The sequence below is a fragment of the Mesorhizobium sp. M7A.F.Ca.CA.002.15.2.1 genome (assembly GCF_003998715.1).
GTDB lineage: Bacteria > Pseudomonadota > Alphaproteobacteria > Rhizobiales > Rhizobiaceae > Mesorhizobium > Mesorhizobium ciceri.
This window is the reverse complement of record NZ_RZPI01000673.1, coordinates 1-2,978: the sequence shown is the minus strand read 5'-3', so window position 1 is coordinate 2,978 and position 2,978 is coordinate 1. Positions and strand designations below refer to the sequence as shown.

Here is a 2,978-nt window from a genome sequence, read left to right as displayed (position 1 = left end):
GCCTGACACGCACGCTGGCGCTCGAAGTGGCGAAAAACGGCATCACGGCCAACGCCGTGGCTCCCGGCTGGATCGAAACAGGGTCGTCGAGCGAGATGGAGCGGCAAGCCGCCCTGAATACGCCGCCGGCGCGGGCCGGGCGACCGGATGAGGTGGCCGCCGCGGTCGTGTTCCTGGCCTCGGAAGGCGCCAGCTATGTCAACGGCGCCCTGCTGGTGGTCGATGGCGGCAACAGCCTTCAGGAGCGCAAGGGCTGAAGCCGTCCAACGCGTCGGGTGCGAGAATTCAGCCTTTGCCCGAGCTTTTGCCTGCCCCCGGCGCTTCCGGCCTGAGATAGACGGCCAAGCAGCAGCAACAGATCGCCAAGCCCGCGACTGGATATTTCAGGGCGACCAGCCCCGCCAGCGCGAATAGGCAGAGCGTCGCGAGCGACCGGATGCGCATGCGCTTGCGCACCGCGAGCGGAACCGCGTTCTCCGGCATCGGGTCGATGAGTTCGCGGATCAGAAGAATGTAGGTCAGGTTCACCAGGAAGAAGACGGCGGCGTAGAAGGCGACCGGCTGCGGCGCCAGCTCGCTGACCGCCATCCACGCGGTCGCCAGCGGCAGCAGCGAAACCGAGAACAGATGCGCGAAATTGTACCACATCAGGCTGGCTGTCGCCTCCCTGGCGTGGCGTAACAGATGATGATGGTTCGCCCAGACGATGGCGATGAAGAGATAGCTGACGCTGTAGCTCAGCCATGTCGGCCAGAGCTCCAGAAGCGCCTTGAACGTCGGCAACTCCGGCGGGCGCAAGTCGAGGACCAGCACCGTGATGAGGACGGCGAACACGCCATCCGAAAATGCGCTCAACCGATCGAGCCCTGTCGAGGGAAGCACTGGACCGTCCTCGTCGCAGTTCGTGAGACATATAGTAGTGCTGTCGATAGCAATATCCATGGCCGCTCGGACCATCTGACGCCGCCGCCAGCGCCGCTCAGGACGCCTTGGCCAGAAAACTCTGGTAGTCCGATTTCGCCTGCAGCAGGCGCAGCACATTGTCGCGCGAGCCCCTTACGTGGGCGCGGGCCAGCGTGCCGGCTCGGGCGGCATCGCCGGCGCAGATCGCCTCGACGATCTCGGCATGCTCGTCGCGGGCGATCTTCCATTCGTCGAGCCACAACAGTTCGGTCCAGACATAGTGCTGGCACTTGTCGAGGATGCCGCACAGCATGCCATGCAGCATCGCATTGCCGCTGATTTCGGCGATGACGCGGTGCAGGTCGATGCCGACTTCGAGCTCCTGGAATTTTTCGCGCGTGGTGCGCTCCGGAATGGCGGCCAGCCGCTCGCATTCGGCCAGCATGGCACGCAGCCGCGCCTTGTCCTGTTCCGTCGCAGCAGCGGCGGCCAGTGCCGTCGCGTGGCCGTCGAGCAGTTCGCGGATCTCGAAGGCCTCGCGGAACATGTTGATGTCGAACTCGGTGACGACATAGCCCTGGCGCGGCCGGCCGGTGACCAGGCCGTCGCGCTCGAGGCGGTTGAAGGCCTCGCGCACCGGGGTGCGGCTGACAGTCAGCTTCGCCGCGATGTCGTTTTCGGTGACGCGTGAGCCCGGCGGAATCTGGCCGGTCACGATCATCGCCTTGAGCGCGGAATAGACCGAGTCGCGCAGCGTGTTTTTGGTTTCCTTGGCCAAGTTCCGTTTCCAGTTCTCCGGTCTTTCCGCCGGCATATGTTCTCATGCATAGCTGTATTCAAAGTCGGCGCGGTTTGCCACGCCCCGGCGCCCCATCTCCCAGCCCGGGTTGACGGCCCCAGGCGCGCCGATCGGTGTTGACATCGCTGATCCCCAAGCTACACTCAAAATTGTATACAAAATAGAATGCGAAATCAAAAACAATGGGAACACCGGTGGAGAGCCGAAAAAATGAACAGGACCAGAAGCGTTAGTATCGTTGCGATGGCGGGCCTCATGGCCTCCCTCGCGGCCCCCGCAATGGCGGGCGACACCATCACCGTCGCCTCGTGGGGCGGCACCTACCAGGAAGCGCAGACCAAGGCGTTCTTCAAGCCGACCGCCGACGCGCTCGGCATCACCATCAAGGAGGACACCACCAACGGCCTCGACGACGTACGGCTGCAGGTAACCGGCAATGCGGTGAAATGGGACATCACCGAGCTTGGCGCCGACGAATGCGCACGCGGCTCGAAGGAAGGGCTGTTCGAGAAGCTCGACTACGGCATTATCGACAAGAGCGGCATCAATCCGAAGCTTGTCCATGATGACTGGGTCGGCATTTCCTACACCTCCGTCGTGCTGATCTACCGGACCGATGTGTTCGGCGACAAAGGCCCCAAGACCTGGGCCGACTTCTGGAACGTGGAAAAGTTTCCGGGACGGCGCGCGTTGAGCGGCAGCCAGGCGACCGAAACGCTGAGCGTCGCGGCTCTCGCCTCGGGCCTGCCGATCGACAAGGTCTATCCCGTGGATGTCGACGGCGCGCTGAAATCCGTCGACAAGATCCGTGGCCATGTCGACGCCTGGTGGACCTCCGGCGCTCAGGCCATGCAATTGGTCAAGGATGGCGAAGTCGACATGGCGAGCATCTGGAACGGCCGTGCCGGCACCTTGAAGAAGGAAGGCGCGCCGGTCAGCTTCTCCTTCGACCAGGGCGTGCTGACCGCCGACTGCATGGTCATCCCCAAGGGTGCCAAGAACAAGGAAGCCGCGATGAAGGCGCTTGCGATGTTCGTCAGCCCGCAGCTGCAGGCCAATCTGCCGCTCTACGTCGACAATGGCCCAGTAAACGAGAAGGCTTTCGAGACCGGCAAGATCCCGCAGGACAGGATCAAGGACATCAATTCGGCGCCCGAAAACGTCAAGAAACAGGTGCTGCAGGACGCCGAGTTCTGGCGCGACAATCTGGTCGAGGCGACGGAGAAGTTCAACAATCTGGTCCAGCAATAGGCCGCGGACACAAGCTTACGGCGGG

General features: G+C 63.1%; 4 protein-coding genes. 2 read left to right on the top strand and 2 right to left on the bottom strand.

The window, feature by feature from the left end:
• Positions 1-257 (top strand): SDR family oxidoreductase (locus ENZ74_RS27345; protein ID WP_127313126.1); only part of this gene is annotated, 257 nt, incomplete at its 5' end.
• 28 nt (positions 258-285) lie between these two features.
• On the opposite strand, the gene ENZ74_RS27340 is transcribed toward ENZ74_RS27345, so the two are convergent.
• Together ENZ74_RS27340 and ENZ74_RS27335 are read right to left on the bottom strand one after the other, a co-directional pair.
• On the bottom strand, positions 286-855 hold the full coding sequence (locus ENZ74_RS27340; RefSeq protein WP_027161123.1) for a TMEM175 family protein: 570 nt from the start codon (positions 853-855) through the stop codon (positions 286-288).
• A gap of 124 nt (positions 856-979) precedes the next feature.
• Positions 980-1,681: a GntR family transcriptional regulator gene (locus ENZ74_RS27335; RefSeq protein WP_164745804.1), complete on the bottom strand. Its 702-nt coding sequence runs from the start codon at positions 1,679-1,681 to the stop codon at positions 980-982.
• A gap of 231 nt (positions 1,682-1,912) precedes the next feature.
• Between ENZ74_RS27335 and ENZ74_RS27325 the strand changes: the two genes are divergently transcribed.
• Entirely contained in the window at positions 1,913-2,953 is a 1,041-nt protein-coding gene (locus ENZ74_RS27325; protein ID WP_024502105.1) for an ABC transporter substrate-binding protein, read from the top strand.
• The last annotated feature ends 25 nt before the right edge of the window (positions 2,954-2,978 follow it).

What these genes read in the sequence shown, in the direction of transcription:
- ENZ74_RS27325 (WP_024502105.1), top strand. Translation starts at nt 1,913, where the DNA reads ATGAACAGGACCAGAAGCGTTAGTATCGTTGCGATGGCGGGCCTCATG.